12 protein-coding genes are annotated in these 16,057 nt (G+C 55.9%); 6 read left to right on the forward strand and 6 right to left on the reverse strand.

Features of this window, described 5'->3' with window-relative positions; translation table 11 throughout:
- Nucleotides 1-93: 93 nt before the first annotated feature.
- On the reverse strand, nucleotides 94-1,071 hold the full coding sequence (locus LRR79_RS04840; RefSeq protein WP_231759279.1) for a metalloregulator ArsR/SmtB family transcription factor: 978 nt from the start codon (nucleotides 1,069-1,071) through the stop codon (nucleotides 94-96).
- A 320-nt stretch (nucleotides 1,072-1,391) separates the two neighbouring features.
- Between LRR79_RS04840 and tkt the strand changes: the two genes are divergently transcribed.
- From tkt to LRR79_RS17365, 4 genes are all read left to right on the forward strand, one after another.
- Nucleotides 1,392-3,392: a transketolase gene (gene tkt, locus LRR79_RS04845; protein ID WP_231759280.1), complete on the forward strand. Its 2,001-nt coding sequence runs from the start codon at nucleotides 1,392-1,394 to the stop codon at nucleotides 3,390-3,392.
- A gap of 261 nt (nucleotides 3,393-3,653) precedes the next feature.
- Entirely contained in the window at nucleotides 3,654-4,670 is a 1,017-nt protein-coding gene (gap, locus tag LRR79_RS04850; protein ID WP_231759281.1) for a type I glyceraldehyde-3-phosphate dehydrogenase, read from the forward strand.
- 149 nt (nucleotides 4,671-4,819) lie between these two features.
- Entirely contained in the window at nucleotides 4,820-6,664 is a 1,845-nt protein-coding gene (locus LRR79_RS04855) for an Ig-like domain-containing protein (RefSeq protein WP_231759282.1), read from the forward strand.
- A gap of 101 nt (nucleotides 6,665-6,765) precedes the next feature.
- A complete protein-coding gene (locus LRR79_RS17365; protein WP_407665227.1) occupies nucleotides 6,766-7,251 on the forward strand; it encodes a tRNA-uridine aminocarboxypropyltransferase in 486 nt (161 codons plus the stop codon).
- A gap of 20 nt (nucleotides 7,252-7,271) precedes the next feature.
- Here the strand turns inward: LRR79_RS17365 and LRR79_RS04860 are convergent, their stop codons facing one another.
- Entirely contained in the window at nucleotides 7,272-8,579 is a 1,308-nt protein-coding gene (locus LRR79_RS04860; protein ID WP_231759283.1) for a zinc metalloprotease, read from the reverse strand.
- Between the two features lie 218 nt (nucleotides 8,580-8,797).
- Here LRR79_RS04860 and LRR79_RS04865 point away from each other — a divergent pair, with 218 nt between their 5' ends.
- Nucleotides 8,798-9,322, forward strand: coding sequence for a peroxiredoxin (locus LRR79_RS04865; protein ID WP_407665228.1), 525 nt, complete (start codon nucleotides 8,798-8,800; stop codon nucleotides 9,320-9,322).
- 55 nt (nucleotides 9,323-9,377) lie between these two features.
- Here the strand turns inward: LRR79_RS04865 and LRR79_RS04870 are convergent, their stop codons facing one another.
- The 3 genes from LRR79_RS04870 to LRR79_RS04880 all read right to left on the reverse strand — a co-directional run bounded on the left by LRR79_RS04870 (nucleotide 9,378) and on the right by LRR79_RS04880 (nucleotide 11,749).
- On the reverse strand, nucleotides 9,378-10,199 hold the full coding sequence (locus LRR79_RS04870; protein ID WP_231759285.1) for a hypothetical protein: 822 nt from the start codon (nucleotides 10,197-10,199) through the stop codon (nucleotides 9,378-9,380).
- 3 nt (nucleotides 10,200-10,202) lie between these two features.
- On the reverse strand, nucleotides 10,203-11,342 hold the full coding sequence (locus tag LRR79_RS04875) for a hypothetical protein (RefSeq protein WP_231759286.1): 1,140 nt from the start codon (nucleotides 11,340-11,342) through the stop codon (nucleotides 10,203-10,205).
- A gap of 146 nt (nucleotides 11,343-11,488) precedes the next feature.
- Complete coding sequence (locus tag LRR79_RS04880) at nucleotides 11,489-11,749, reverse strand: hypothetical protein (RefSeq protein ID WP_231759287.1); 261 nt, start codon at nucleotides 11,747-11,749, stop codon at nucleotides 11,489-11,491.
- A gap of 435 nt (nucleotides 11,750-12,184) precedes the next feature.
- On the opposite strand from LRR79_RS04880, the gene LRR79_RS04885 reads away from it, so the two are divergent.
- Nucleotides 12,185-14,737 (forward strand): TonB-dependent receptor plug domain-containing protein, encoded by a 2,553-nt coding sequence (locus LRR79_RS04885; protein WP_231759288.1) that lies wholly within the window; start codon nucleotides 12,185-12,187, stop codon nucleotides 14,735-14,737.
- Between the two features lie 136 nt (nucleotides 14,738-14,873).
- On the opposite strand, the gene LRR79_RS04890 is transcribed toward LRR79_RS04885, so the two are convergent.
- A complete protein-coding gene (locus LRR79_RS04890; RefSeq protein ID WP_231759289.1) occupies nucleotides 14,874-16,028 on the reverse strand; it encodes a pyridoxal phosphate-dependent aminotransferase in 1,155 nt (384 codons plus the stop codon).
- Nucleotides 16,029-16,057 lie beyond the last annotated feature (29 nt).

A 16,057-nucleotide genomic window follows, 5' to 3' on the forward strand; every position in this document is an offset into this window, starting at 1 on the left:
ACAGGGGGGCGCCTAGCTCGGTTCCGAAAAGGTGCACCCGGTGATCTGGCGCCCGGAGCTAAAACAGAGCTCCCCACCACAAGGCTAAGAAGCTCAAACCTTCAAAAACTCCTGAATCTGAATCTGAAACCCGTTGCGAAGTGCGCTGTGTTCACTGCGTCCCTTCTGCAGGCCTGCATCAGCGGCCCACTCAACCAGCTGTTGCGGCGCAAACCCTAGCCACAAATCTCCACAGGCATCCCGCGCCCAGTCCTGCCCGTGATCGTGCAGCTCCGTAATCAACAGCTGCCCACCGGGCTTCAGGGATTTCTGTAAATCGTGAAAAATCTGCGCCGGCTCCGGGGTGTGGTGCAGCACCATGTTCACCACAATGCAGTCCGCACTTTCCGGACGGGATGCCGCCGCGCGGGTGTCGTCACACACGAACTCGATATTCTGCAGCCCCCGCTCATCGGCAAACGCCTGCGCCCGCCTAAGCATCGTCTCCGACAGGTCCAGCGCCGTCACCGTACCAAACCGGTTCGCCAGTTCCTCCAGAAACTCCCCTTCACCGGGGCCCACTTCCAGTGCGTGACGCCCCGGTTTCAGCAGCTGTGCTACCTGTGGACCGTAGACGCTATAACTGGCGATCAACTCCTGCTGCTCGCGGAAGCGGTTGCCGTAATCCGCGAAGAAACGGCGCGAGGCCTCGGCGCGCTCGGACGCGATCTGATCCACAGTGGCCGCGCGGGATGCACTCAGTGGCAACTGATCCAGGCCGCTGAACAGCTGCTGCAGCAGCACGCTGCCCGCGGTGCGGCGGTAGAACAGGTTATTGCCCTCGCGGCGTTTGCTCACCAGTCCCGCCTGTGTCAATACCTTGAGGTGGTGGGACAGGGCCGGCTGGCGCAGCTCGAAGATGCGGCACAGCTCCAGCACGCTGTAGGAATCCTGGCTCAGCAGGCGCAGTATCTCCAGCCGCAGCGGATCGCCGGCGGCCTTCAGGGTCGCCGCCAGTTGCGGGATCGGGTCGCTGACGTGTGATTCTTTGTTGGCATCACCCGTCGCAGGCGGTTGGCTGGAGTCAAGCATGGCGCGGAGTCTAGCAGCGCTTTCATGCTATATCAAAATATTTTGATAAAGGTGCATCGAAATTATTTGATGCAGATGTCACTGATGCCGGTCTTATGGCCCGATGGATAGCAGGATTGCGATTTGTTAGGAAAATGTTGCTGTCATCAGCAAAGAATTGAACCCGCGGCCTTTGCGCCCGGCGGGGGTTTACGGGAAAATACGCCCCCGTTTTGCCGGCCATCGACAACCTCCGGCCGACGGAATCGCGGCAAGCTGGCCATCAGAGCCGGGCCCGCAGCGCATCTGATGAACCGAAGATCCCAAACCGAGAGATCCCTATGTCTTCTACTCCGTCTCGCACAGAAAAGGCTAACGCCATCCGCGCCCTCGCCATGGACGCGGTCCAGAAAGCCAAAAGCGGCCACCCGGGCGCGCCCATGGGTATGGCAGATATCGCCGAAGTGCTGTGGAACGACTATCTGAAACACAATCCGGCCAACCCCGAGTGGGCGGACCGCGACCGCTTCGTGCTGTCCAACGGCCACGGTTCCATGCTGCTGTATTCCCTGCTGCACCTGTCCGGCTATGACCTGTCCATCCACGAGCTGCAGAACTTCCGCCAGCTGCACTCCAAGACCCCGGGCCACCCGGAGTACGGTTACGCGCCAGGTGTAGAAACCACCACCGGCCCACTGGGTCAGGGCATCACCAACGCCGTGGGTATGGCCCTGGCGGAGAAAGTGATGGCTGCGCAGTTCAATCGTGAAGGTTACGAGCTGGTTGATCACAATACCTACTGCTTCCTGGGCGACGGCTGCCTGATGGAAGGCATCTCCCACGAAGCCTGCTCCCTGGCCGGCACCCTGGGCCTGGGCAAACTGATCGCCTTCTACGACGACAACGGCATCTCCATCGACGGTGAAGTGGAAGGCTGGTTCACCGACGATACACCCAAGCGCTTCGAATCCTACGGTTGGCACGTTATCCCGAACGTGGACGGCCACGACCCCGCCGCGATCAAGGCGGCCATCGAAGAGGCCCGCGCGGAAACCCACAAGCCCACCATCATCTGCTGCAAAACCGTGATCGGCTTCGGTTCCCCCAACAAGCAGGGCCGCGAAGAGTGTCACGGCGCACCACTGGGCGACGAAGAGATTGCGCTGGTACGCGAAACTCTGGGCTGGAAACACGAGCCGTTCGTCATCCCTGAAGACCTGTACCACGCCTGGGACGGCCGCGCCAAAGGCGCCGAGCAGGAAGACGAGTGGAACGATATTTTCCAGGACTACAAAGAAGCCCACCCGGAACTGGCCGACGAATTCGTACGTCGCATGAACGGTGAGCTGCCGGCAGACTTTCTCGCCAAGGCCGATGAATACATCAAACAGTGCCAGGCCGATGCCGACAAAATCGCCTCCCGTAAAGCCAGCCAGAACACCCTGAATGCCTACGGCCCGCTGCTGCCGGAATTCCTCGGCGGCTCCGCCGACCTCGCAGGCTCCAACCTCACCATCTGGTCCGGCTCCAAAGGTGTTACTGCGGACGACGCCAGCGGCAACTACGTCTACTACGGCGTGCGCGAATTCGGTATGAGCGCCATCATGAACGGCATCGCCCTGCACGGTGGCTTCGTGCCCTACGGCGCAACCTTCCTAATGTTTATGGAATACGCCCGCAACGCCGTGCGCATGGCCGCGCTGATGAAACAGAAGGTCATCTTCGTCTACACCCACGACTCCATCGGTCTCGGGGAAGACGGCCCCACCCACCAGCCGGTAGAGCAGCTCACCGCCCTGCGCGCTACACCAAACCTGCAGACCTGGCGCCCCTGTGACGCCACCGAATCTGCAGTGAGCTGGAAAATGGCCATCTCCCGCAGCGACGGCCCCAGCGCCCTCATCTTCAGCCGCCAGGGCCTCGCCCCGCAGGCGCGCACCGAAGAGCAGCTGGCCAACGTCGAAAAGGGTGGCTACATCCTGCGTGATTGCGACGGCGAACCCGAAGCCATCATCATCGCCACCGGCTCCGAAGTAGAACTCGCCACCGCCGCCGCCGAACAACTGTCCGGCCGCAAAGTGCGCGTGGTTTCCATGCCCTGTGCCGAAGCCTTCAGCGCCCAGCCCGCCGACTACCGCGAATCCGTACTGCCTTCCAGCGTACGCGCCCGCGTAGCCGTAGAGGCCTGCCACAAGGACTACTGGTACAAGTTCGTCGGCTTCGACGGCGCCATCGTCGGCATGGACACCTTCGGTGAATCCGCACCGGCGGGTGACCTGATGAAGCACTTCGGCATCACTGCTGAGAAAGTTGTGGAAGCGGTTGAAGGACTGCTGAAGTAATTTTAATCAAACGCCATAAGTGCTCTGTGGCGTAAATTGAAGGGCAAGTGCTGGGTGGAGGTTTTTGGAAGCGTCGCAAACAGGATGTTTGCGCCGCAGCGCCCAGGGATGGGTTGAAGGGGGGCGCCTAGCCCGGTTCCGAAAACCTCCACCCAGTGCTTGACCGCCACTGCACCGGGACAAGGCCCTTTTCCGGGTCCCGGCCGCCACCGCACTGGAACAGAGCAAAACCGAGGGTGGTGGATCTAGCCCGAGGTATACATGCCCACACCGATAAGACTCGCCATAAACGGTTACGGCCGTATAGGTCGCTCCGTATTAAGAGCCCTGTACGAATCCAACCTGCGCGACCAGTTGCAGATCGTTGCCATCAACGAACTGGCCGACTGCGCCACCATTGCGCACCTCACCAAATACGACACCGTCCACGGCCGCTTCCACGGCAAAGTCGAAGTGCACAACGAAACCCTGCACATCAACAACGACCAGATCGCCGTCACCCATCACCGAGATCTCGAAGACCTCGACTGGCGCAACCCCCAGGTCGACATCGTCCTTGAATGCACCGGCAGCTTCACCGAACGGCAAAGGGCCGAACTGCACCTGAAAGCCGGGGCCAAAAAAGTCATCTTCTCTCAGCCCGCGCAAAGCGATGTAGATGCCACCATCGTCTACGGCGTCAACGACACCGTCCTGACCGGCAACGAAACCATCATCTCTGCCGCATCGTGTACCACCAACTGCAGCATCCCCGTCATCGCCGCCCTGGAAAGCGCCCTCGGCATCGAAGCTGGCGTCATCACCACCATCCACTCCGCGATGAATGACCAACCGGTAAACGACGCCTACCACCACACTGACCTGCGCAAAACCCGCTCCGCCATCTCGTCAATTATCCCCGTCGATACCGGCCTCGCCCGCGGCATCGAGCGCATACTCCCCGACATGGCCGGCAAATTCGAAGCCCAGGCCATGCGCGTCCCCACCATCAACGTCTCCGCCATCGACCTCTCGGTGCAGCTGAAAAAATCCGTCACCCAGGCCGAAGTCAATTCCGTACTCAAAACGGCGGCGGAAACCCGCTTCTGCGGTGTGCTCGGTTACAGCGAAGAGCCCCTCGCTTCCTGTGACTACAATCACGATCCCCGCTCCGGCATCGTCGACGCCAGTCAGACGCGTGTGGCCGGCCATAAGCTGGTCAAGGTATTGATCTGGTTCGATAACGAATGGGGGTTTGCCAATCGAATGCTGGATATTGCCCGGCAGCAGTCAAACTAAAGACCGCGGAGTTTCCTCCGTCGAAAGGGTTTATTGGTCTTACCAGCTGGTGGCATTTCGCTGATAATCTCTGTACTCATTAAAACCTACGTTATATAACAGAGCGCCTGTTATTTTGTTCATAACAATAATATTGCGTGGGGGATGATGTGAAAAAGGCGATCGTAAAATTGAAGATGCCGACAGCCTGGCTGCTTTCGGTGTTCCTGGTGGCTTGCGGTGGCGGTGGAGGCAGTTCCGGGGATACTGATAATCCAGCCGTTCAGGAAAAGAAGGTTCAGGATTCTCTAAGCTTTGAAAATTCGGAAATAGAATACTATCTACACAGTGATGTCGGCGAGAACCCGATTTCCGGCGGGTCCGGCACCGGTGATATTTCTTACTCCTCAAGTAACACCACTGTTGTTACCGTTGATGCCAGTTCTGGCGCGGTCCAGCTGGTTGCGATAGGGAATGCTACTGTCAGGGCTACCAAGGCGGGGGATGCCGAGTATCAGCCAGCGGAAGCTTCCTACTCCATTCGTGTTGTCGAAGGGCAGGCGCAAGAGCCATTAGTCTTCGAGTCAGAAGCGTTGTTGGTTGATCTAAGTGTTGCGGATACAGCAAGCAATCTATTGAGCGGGGGCTCCGGTGACGGCCAGCTCGTATATTCTTCCAGTGATGATTCGGTTGCCAGCGTCGATATGGAAACTGGCATTGCGACGCTAGTGGCAGAAGGTACGACAGTTATCGGTGTGACAAAGGCAGCATCCGGACAGTTCGCTGCCGCGCACGCGGAATATAGACTGACAGTCACCGGGCCACCTGACGAGTTGTCGGTTGAACTGGGAAAAACCGATTCGACGTTATCTCTGAACGGGGTGTTTGCTCCGACGAATATTTATCGATTTACCAACCAAGATTGTGATGTAGATAATTACGCGTCGTGCAGCCATGGCTCAATGAGCGTGGTCTCCAGCAGTGATGAATTCCCCGTTACCGATGACTATATTGCTGTCGGGCTCCGGGCCTACGTATCTTTCGAGCGGGCTGGATTGCACAGTGCTCCAGTGGCAGTCGACGTTAAGCGCCCGCCGTTTGTGCGTCGGATGGGGCATGCCATGATCAGCTTTAAAGGGAAGCTGTTTGTAATCGCCGGGCAGGATAATAGTGCCGGTGAATCCGGGAATGATACATATTGGTACAACGATATCTGGTCTTCCATTGATGGCGTTAACTGGCAACTGGAAACCGAAAGCGCAGCGTTTCCCGGGCGTGCCTTTCATGAAGTTGTGGAATACGAAAATGCGCTGTACCTGATCGGCGGTGAAGAGGGTATTGGTACAGGCGGTGCTTTATCGTTCAAGCGTGACGTGTGGAAGTCGAACGATGGTGTTAACTGGACACGCCTGGTTGATAGGGCCCCATTTATGGGCGAGGGCAAAGTTGCTGTATTTGATGGAAAAATTTGGGTTATTGGCGATAGCGCATTTTCAGGAGATTCGAAAATATATTCATCGACTGATGGCCTGAATTGGGATCTGGAGTTGACCGAATCTCCCTTCGGCTCCCGCGAAGATATGGCGGTATATATCTGGAACGAGAAGTTGTTCGTCTCTGGTGGCATGGGGCCCGATGGTTCGGATGACTTGATGAATGATGTGTGGTCCTCGCCAGATGGACGAACCTGGAAAAAAGAGTCTGATGATGGCGGTTATCCAGCACGCGTTCTTGGGAGTGTGGTGGGGCATAACGGCAGGCTCCTGATGGTGGGCGGACATTCCTTTTCTGCTGGGCACAATACGGTATACAAATCAGAGGACGGAATTACCTGGACGCTGCTGGCTGAGGATGTGATCACTCGAATGAATCAGACTCACTCCCTCACAGCTCACGCCAGCAAGCTTTGGCTGTACTCTGGTTTGGACCAGGATTATGTGTGGACATCGAACGATGGTGAAGCTTGGCGCGTGCCGGTGACACTCGCTGTCGAGTGGGAGTCGGCACCTGAGTAAGGGCAGGATGCGCCCGGTATGCCTAAATACGGCGAAAACAAAAGCACGGCCTAGCCGTGCTTTTGTTTTCAGCCCAGACGAATGAACCAAGTGCGTGAGTAATGGTGAGAATCGTACTGCTTACCCACGAGAGGGAGTTATCGCGACGAACGAATACCGGGCAGCTGGCTCTTCGGGCGCGGGATGACCTGTCTATAGAGCGCATTGTCTGGAAGCGATCGGAACCGTCCCCGGAACTACTTAGGCTCATAAATCGAGAGGAGGTGGCGCTTCTCTATCCTGTGAGCGAAACCCGGTCAGAAGTATCGGAAGTCGCGTCGGTTGTAGAGGTCCACAATTTTATTCTGCTCGATGGGACCTGGCAGGAAGCTCGTAAGATGTATAACCGCAGTCCGTACCTGCACCCACTTCCGCGAGTCGATCTGAACATTCGGCACGCTTCGCGATTCAACCTGCGACGCAATCAGAGGGATGGCTGCCTGTGTACTGCGGAAACCGTAATTGAGGTGTTGAGAGCAAAGGGGGAGGACCTCACTGCACAGGACGTGACGGCCAGGTTTACCCGATTTCTTGCGGAGAACGCATGACCCCCTGCTCATAGCCCCGCCTATTTGGTGCCGCAGGAGCCCACGCGAACCTTGTAGGGCTGATGCTCCTGAAGAAATGTCTGGTACTCACTTCTAAACACGCTGCAGGAGCTTGTGCTGTCATCCGAGGTGCCGCAGCAGCGAATCGCTTCGCGCAAGGCCTGCTCAGAAACCGCATCAAATTCCTCGGAGTGTCCCGCGCCGTACATAATGCTGTCTTCCCAGGTTTTCACCGGGCGCCAGGAATTATTACCGTGAGCGCCGCCGTAATAGCAGCCGGTGCCCTGCAGACAGTCCTGGCCAATATTCTCCGATCCCCAGACCGGAGTGCACTGGGATCCGAAATAGTCGTCTACGGTATCTTCTGACCAGCCGCAACAGCTGTAATTTCCGTTTTCATCGGTTTCGCAGGTGCCGTCCGCGGCACGGTTGTAGCTGGTACAGCTCGCTCTATCGGTGAGGGTGGGACAGGTAGCGTTGGCTGACTGGACGTATTCGGAGGCCGGTTTGAAGCTGTTGCACCACTTGCTGCAGCCAGGTGCGTCTAGGTTGGCCCATTCTCTGGATAACTCGCTGGGCCAGCCCGCTACGCTGGTGCCGTCGGCGTTGATGGGGCTGTCGTAAAGATCGGCCAGCCCGAAGTTATGACCGAGTTCGTGGATCACAATATTGCGCAGGTGGTGCAGGGTGGTCTCGACATTTTGCCAGTCCCTGTCACTGGCAACATAGATGATTTCACCACCGGACGCGCCGTAATCGCTTTCGCCGATAACCACCTTGAGCACACCGTGTACATCGTCACTGGCACACTGCTCCAGAATGGCCTGATGGATCTGCTCCTCCGCGCAGCTGAAACCGCCACTGTCTTTGTGCGCGCAACCCAGAGCGGCGAAACCCTGTAGGTCGATGTCATAGAAGGCGAACTGGCTCGTGTACTCGGAAAATGGCGCAAGTGCGCGAAACTGGTTGTTCACCGCATCCTGCACAATTTCTTCGAAGAAGGGGGCGGAATCCAGGTTCGCAAACAGCACCTTGAAGGGCGCCTCGCTACTGCCGGCAAAGGGCAGGCACGAGGTCAGCTGCGCGTAGTCACCCGGCTCGACCGCGTAGGCTGAGGGGCTTGTACCCGGTGTTGCGTCGCCACCCGAGCTGACACCGCCCGAGGAATCCGATTGGCTCTCGGGGGCGTAAGAAGGGGGTGGAGCCTGAAGCGTCGCATCTTCGCTGTCGCCACTTCCGCCTCCGCCACAGGCGGCAAGCGTCAGGACAACGGAAATGACTGCAGCAAGGCGCAGACTGGCATATCGGCGGAAAGTAAACTCGGGCATTTCAGGGACTTGTGATGATCGATTATTGTGTATTGTCCCTGCGCAGCAAGCCTGTGACTGCCCGGTGCCCTTGTCCCTGGTGCGGAGTGCGCAAAATTGCAGCATTTTATGGGGCGTTTTCCGTTGAAGCCAGAGGCAAAAAGCCTGAAACTGCAACTGAATATCAGGTCATTTTTTTGGGGCCATTGTGCCCTGAGGAATCAACATCGTTTGAGGAGATGAAGGTGAGAAAACTGTTTCTCTGGTTGGGTATGCTGGCAATCGCTGTTCCAGCTTTGGCGTTGGAAGTGGGAAGCCCTGCGCCGGAATTTTCCCTGCAAGCATCGGATGGAAAAACCTACGCGTTATCCGATTTCAAAGGCAAACAGGCGGTGGTGATTGCCTGGTACCCGAAAGCCTTTACCAAAGGTTGCACCATCGAGTGCAAATCGCTGGCTGAAAATGGCCATCTGATTCGCGAGTACGATGTCGCCTACTTTATGGCCAGTACCGATGAGGTAGCGGATAACGCCAAGTTTGCCGAGGAGCAGAAGGCAGATTTTCCGCTATTGAGCGACCCGACCGGGGAAGTGGCTGAGGCCTACGGGGTAAAGATGCCAGTGCTGAATATGGCCAAGCGGATCACCATCTATATCGACATGGATGGGAATGTGGCAAAGATCGACAAGGACATCAAGCCTGCCACCAGCGCTCAGGACATGGCACGCACTCTGGGTGAGCTGGGTATCGCCAAGAAGAGCTGAGTCCAGACAGGGCCGCGAAAGCGGCCCTGTCTGTATTTGGTTAGCCGATTTGGGGCTACCAGAGAGAGGGTTCGCCGTCTTCGGATTCGGGGGGCTGGCTACTCTCCCGGAGGCGCTGTCGCTCCAGCGCCTCTCCCTTAAGCTCGATGCCGGGAGCCCGGTCCGATTGCGTGCCGTCTTCAATAATGGACAGCTTGTCTAAAAAATCCCAGAAGCTGACAAAGATTTTTTCGAGATCTTCCTGCGGGGGGGCAGTTCCTGGGGCAAAGTAGCCATCGGGGTGGAAATCGAGCATTAATAGATGATCGGGTGTTAGAGCGGTGTAAAAGCAGTACTCTCGGTCTAGCTTATAGTTTCCGTGATTTACACATACCCAATCACGCCCGCCGAAACGGTAGTGAATCAGGTCTTCAATCCGTTCAGGGTAAATGAAACTGGTGCCTGATAAATCATCTATAGTGTGAATGTCGAAGCACACTCGCTCAAGCCAGCTTCGTTGTTTCAGATCAACTTTCGCAGAGTATCGATCGGGTGCCGGCCAAATTGCCTTGATGGTAACGCTGCAGGATCCTATAGCGGCCAATTGTTCGCCGTAGGGCACGAAATGTCGCCAGTAGACTTCGCTTATAGGGAGATAGCTGAAGGCCGGTCTATTGCCTTTATAGGGGCGGGCTGTATTGACAAAGACGAAGGGTTCATAGACCGAGTGGTCATAGATATCGCACTTGTGCGCGATATATTCAGGTCCGTAAGGTGCGGGCGTCGATATCTCACCGGAAAATATCAGCTGTATACCGGAAAGGTTAAAGCAACTGATAGAGCTATCTTCAAAAGCGCAGTAGTCCAGTACTTGATGCTGAGATATCAGGTTCGACATGCGTTACTCCCAGCCAAGGTTACCGCTTACTTTTTCGACCAGCGCAACAAAGTTTGCACGGCTGAATTCTGCTATGTCGCCTTGGTGGTTCGCGATACGCGCTTTCAAATTCTCGGCGTTCTTAAGTGTCGATGCCGCTGGTGCGATCTTTTCTGACAGGGATGTCCAGCTTTTATCGTTTGCCTGGAGCTCCTTGGTCACCGCGTCTGCGTCAACTGCCTGGTGATATCTTGCGCCGAGGCTTTTCATGGTGAGTGTTTTCTTATAAGTGGCGCCAAGTCGGTCAATATCGGACAGCAGGGACCCAATGTTTGAGCGGGGCTCGACAAAACTGAATTGATGGTGGGAAAGGCTTGCCTGCCCTCGGGCTTTTACTACCTCAAGAGCGCTTTTGAGCAGCTTCGCACCGTGTCCAAAAATATACCAGTGGTGCTGTTGATCCGTGTCAGCCCAGTATTGATTCTGAGTTTCGATTAAGACTTTGGCAAGATGGGTTGAGCCAGCTCCCTCTGGGCTCACCTTTTGTTCTGGACTTTTCCATATGCCAAGCTTGTCAATAATCGAGGTGGGGCAATAGTAAAGTGAAAATTCGTTATTGAGCTCGCGGCCGTTTATTGTTTGCGCGAAATAATCCCCGACTGAATCCCCGGTAAACTTGAGGTTGAAGGAGTGCTTTTTCGTATCGTAGTTTGCTGCAACAGCAGCGATATGGGTAGTGATTTGGTGAGCGTCTGCGGGATCATGTCTCCAAGCTCCATGAACAAAGCGTGATGAGTACAAGCCGGAAGGCTTGCCACACCCTTCGCCAAGTGACTGTTGAAGGCCACTGATATAAACTCCGTCCCCATGACTATTTGGCGCCCCTGACTGAAGAACCGAATAGGTCACCATCACAGAACCACAATCCAAGCGATGCTGATGCGCATTGCTCTGATTGGATTGGCTGGTAATCCCCGCAGCAGAGTTTTTAAGCCCGATCATTTTCCGCAAGGTCTGCTGCCCGTGCAGGTCGTCCTCCTGCACAAACTCGAGATAGGGCGCCAGAAGATTCGGGTCAATAAATACCCGACGACCGTCTTTCCCAATTGTCTCTTTGCTCAAAAATACATATTCACTAAACGGCCGAGCGACTTCTTGTTGCATACCCATTCCATTGCGGCATCAAATTTCGGGCTGGCTATTCTAGCGAGGGTGCTGCTTTTATTGAATGCCGGTACGGCTGTAATTTTGTGAAATATGAAAAATGTGTTGTACGATCGTACAGTTTCCCTTTTGGTACCTATTGCATTTCAGAAAGAAAAAGTGGCCGCGCGAAGCTCGGTTCCGGCGGCCAAACACTCGGTGGTATTTTTCTCTACCGCCCGTTCGGCGCGGGCCTCAATGCTGGCGCCGCCAGTAAACGCGGCCTTCATCGCGTCCCGGGTGATCCTGCCGGCAAAGCGAGTGGCTAGGTCTTCAATCCGGGGTTCCAGTTCAGTTTCCGATTTTGTGCTGAAATTCCCCTCCTGCCATGGACTCCGGAAAGCAGGCACCTCTTCCGGTTTCTCCATTTCCCGGGCAACGATGTCACGCAGGTACCTTGCCTCCTCCAGAGACCTTCGGATGTCCGCGCTTCGACGAGCCGCCGCTGTGCTCTGGGCAGGTTCGGCGCATTGCGGATGAAGGCAAAGTATCCCTGAGACGCACCAGGTCCACAGAGTGGATGCGGGCGCGGGAAAAAATCTGGCACGCATATTGCTCAAGATTGATTAACACAGGGAAATTCTCCCGGGGCAAAAAACTGCCCCTGGCCCACTGGCCAAAGCCAGTCTCAAAGTTTCTGCGGCTACTACCAGAGTGGCTGACGAGCACCAGTTAAGAGCCTTTCAAAAAAACCGGATTGTTATGAGGTTTCGTTGCCAGCACCCGATGTGTGCGTGGCCAGGGGCTCTTTTGTCCGAAAAATAATAATTGTTATGGCATTTTTTCAAACCAAGGGGTCGCTAATGAAGCAGTCACTTATGCAGAAGAAAGTACTGAGTTGTGCCGTGGTAGCAATCATCGCCAGTGGGGTTACGGCGCCGAGTGCTCCAGTTTTCGCGGAAGAGATCGAAGAGGTGGCCGTGACTGGCGTCCGGGGTAAGCCCAGGTCGGTTTCAGACTCGCCGGTGCCGGTGGACGTATTCGGTAGTGAGGCGCTGGAGTCCGTGTCCTATACCGATACCAACGATGTGATGAAAACCCTGGTTCCTTCTTATACCGTCAATCGCCAGCCGATCAGTGATGGTGGTACCTTTATTCGTCCTGCGCAGTTGCGGGGCATGCCTACGGATAAGACACTGGTACTGGTGAACTCCAAGCGACGTCACCGCGCCGCGCTGGTGCAGATTGGCGGCTCGGGCACTCAGGGCCCTGATATCGCGACTATCCCCAGCTCCGCACTGAAGTCCGTAGAGGTGTTGCGTGATGGTGCCGCCGCACAGTACGGCTCCGACGCGATTGCCGGCGTGATCAATTTTATTCTCAAGGACAATTCGGACGGTGGTTCACTGAGCGTACGCGCTGGTGAATATTCGGAAGGAGATGGGTTCCAGAGTACGGCCACTGCCAATGTAGGTCTGCCGATCGGCAGCGATGGGTTTTTCAGTTTGTCTGGCGAGGTTTCTCAATCGGATTTTACTTCCCGTTCCGAGCAGTATTGCGAAAGCTGGTTCTGTGTCACGGAGCAGACTCCGGAATTTATCGAGGCAGCCGAGAATGCCTCGCTAGAGGGCGATGTGGTGCAACCCTGGGGTCAGCCGAATTCGGAAGGTGCACGGGTCTTTTTCAACGCCGGCTACGATCTGGGCGGAGGTAAAGAAGTCTATGCCTTTGGTAACTACTCTGAGAGCTCTGCGGATGGCGGATTCTACTACCGTTATCCTGGCAATGGCACCATTGAGGATCTGCGGGAAGCCGACGGGTCCATTTACACTCCGCTGGAAAAATTTCCCGGTGGTTTTACTCCGCGCTTTGCTGGCGATGTGACTGACTACTCGTTGGTGAGTGGGCTGAAAGGTGAGATGCTGAACGGTGTTCTGTACGACTTTAGTGCGCGCTACGGCTACAGCGACATTGAATACACCCTGAGCAATACCATCAATCCATCGCTTGGGCCTGACAGCCCCACCGCGTTCAAGCCGGGTACCCTGGCCAATGAAGAAATTCAATTGCAGGCGGATTTTTCCAAGGAACTGGATTGGGGCATGAGTGCCCCAGTGGTGGCAGCGTTTGGTGTCAGCTATATGGATGAATCCTATGAGCTGAGCGGTGGCGATGAAGCCTCTTATGCTGCTGGTCCTTACGCGACCCAAGACCCCTGGGACTTCTGTGACGGTGGTATGCCCACCGCGGCGGGACAGTCCGTGATCGACGCTGGTTCGTCACTGAACTGCGCCGATGACAATGATCCGGTGTATACGGTCGTCGGCGTGGGCTCCAACGGTTTCCCCGGCTATTCGCCAGAATATTCCGGCAGTTATGCACGGGATTCCTATGCGGTATATGGGGATTTGAGTACGGATATTACGGACCGCCTGTTTGCGCAGGCCGCATTGCGCTTTGAAGACTATTCCGACTTTGATTCAGAGCTGGTGGGCAAGTTGGCGATGCAGTACGACCTCACTGAAAACATCGGCCTGCGCTCTTCCCTTGGTACCGGCTTCCGGGCACCGACCCCGGGGCAACAGGGCACCACCAATGTATCCACCCGCCTTCCGGAAGGCTTCCCGGTTGCCACCGGTCTGTTCCCTGCCAGCAGTTCGGTTGCACAGGCACTGGGCGCGGAGGCGCTGAAACCGGAAACTTCGACCAACTTCACCCTGGGTTTTACCGCGGATTTCGACAATTTGTCGATGACCGTGGACTTCTACCGTATCGATGTGGATGACCGTACCTATGCAATTTCTACCCTGCCGGTAGCGGCATCGCAAGATGATCCTGCAGCCTATGCCAACTATCTGGCGCTTGTGGATGCCGGCGTTGTGGGAGCAGAATCTATCGGCGGCGTTTTTTACTTTACCAATGCGTTTGATACACGCACGCAAGGGGTTGACGTGGTTGCCACCTACCCACTGGCGTGGTCCGATTCCAGTGTGACGAACCTGACCGCATCGTTTAACTACAACAAGTCGGAGTTTGCGTCGGACCCGAGCGCATATCTCAATGAAGAAGATGAGTTTGACTTTGAACACTTCCAGCCAGAGCTACGCGGTGCGCTCACCGCAATGCAGGATGTTGGTCCGGTGTCACTGATGGCCCGTGCCAACTGGTATGGCAGTTACGAAAACTTCAACGCCGGTGAGGTGCAGAAATACGACCCGGTCGTGCAGGTCGATGTGGAAGGGCGTTACCATATTACGGATGCCACCAATATGAGTGTTGGCGGGCGAAATATATTTGATACTTACCCGGAAAAGGACCTGTTGGGCGACGAATGCTGTGGGGCTATCTACATGGCGGGAACCGTGGTCGACTGGCAGGGTAGCTTCTACTACATGAGCCTGAATCACAACTTCTGATCTTATATTGTCTTCTACAAGATCGATTTGATCCCCGCTCTGCGGGGATTTTTTTGCATTCCGTTTATGTATGGAACGGGTATAAAAAAGGCCAGCTAAGCTGGCCAGTGGAGCGAATGTTGCGGGTGACGGTCAATTAGCTGATTCGGTGGAGCACCTTGGGTAGCGCAGAAGTGTATTTCTGAACATCTTCCAGGCGGCCCATGCTGACACGGGACCAGTTTGTGTAGTCGCGGTAAATGCCACGAATCAGAACGTTTTCCTTGGCCATTTCTGCGCGGAAGGATTCCGCGTTCAGCGCACCGAGATTGACGAACATAAAGTTTGTGACCGAAGGCAGAGCCGTGAGGCCGTTCTCTTTTACCGCGGCGGCGACCATTTCCCGTGCTTCCTTGATCTTTGCGCGGCAGTAATCCATAAACTGGTGGTCCTCGTAGCAGGCGATGGCAGCAGCCAACCCGGCCTGGTTGAGTCCATACCAGCCGAGGCCGTACTTTTCCATCTGCTCGATCTTCTCCGGCTGGGCGATCAGGTAGCCCACGCGCATCCCTGCCAGGCCATAGATCTTGGAGAATGTGCGGGCAACGATAATATCGTGACCGTCCTTGATCAGCGGAATAACCGTATTGGCGTCGCTGTCATCGGTCAGCTCGTTATACGCCTCGTCAGCGAGGACGGTGCACTTTTTCGAGGCTTTGATGCAGAAATTGCGCATGGCGAGCGGGTCGATCAGCATCCCGGTCGGATTATTCGGGTTCGTCACCTGAACCATGGAAATACTATCGTCAATCGCGCTGTACATTGCGTCGAGATCGATGGCGAGAGATTCCAGCTTTGGCAGGCGTTTAATCTCACCAATATTCTGAAGCTCCACTACCCGTGAAGTGGTGTCCCAAAACAGGTCGGGGCCGAGGATATTTCCGGTCTGTGCTGCGGTTACGGCGGCTGCCGCGAGGCCGGCACTGGAGCCGGATCCGAGCGTGACGTATTCCGGCGTCAGCCCATGGCGTTCTGCGATCATGGTCTTCAGGCGCATTACGCTGTCGTAGACATAGTAGGCACCCTTCTGGCTCGCTTCCATCATGGCCTTTAATGCGGCCGGACTTGGCCCGTAGGGGTTTTCATTGGCATTGAGTTTGGCAACGCCGGGGGGCGGCCCGTATAGCGGGGTTGGCCGGTTAATTTCTGGTTTGGTTCCTGCCAGGCTGCTGGTGCTTGCAGCGGCAAACGCAGCGGAAACCGTAGCGGTTGTCCCCTGTAGAAATAACCTCCTGCTGAGTGATTTTTGCATTATTGTTCCTCCCGGTCGGTCGGTGTTGT

Origin of the sequence: Microbulbifer elongatus, from assembly GCF_021165935.1 — a bacterium.
GTDB classification, from domain to species: Bacteria; Pseudomonadota; Gammaproteobacteria; order Pseudomonadales; family Cellvibrionaceae; genus Microbulbifer; species Microbulbifer elongatus.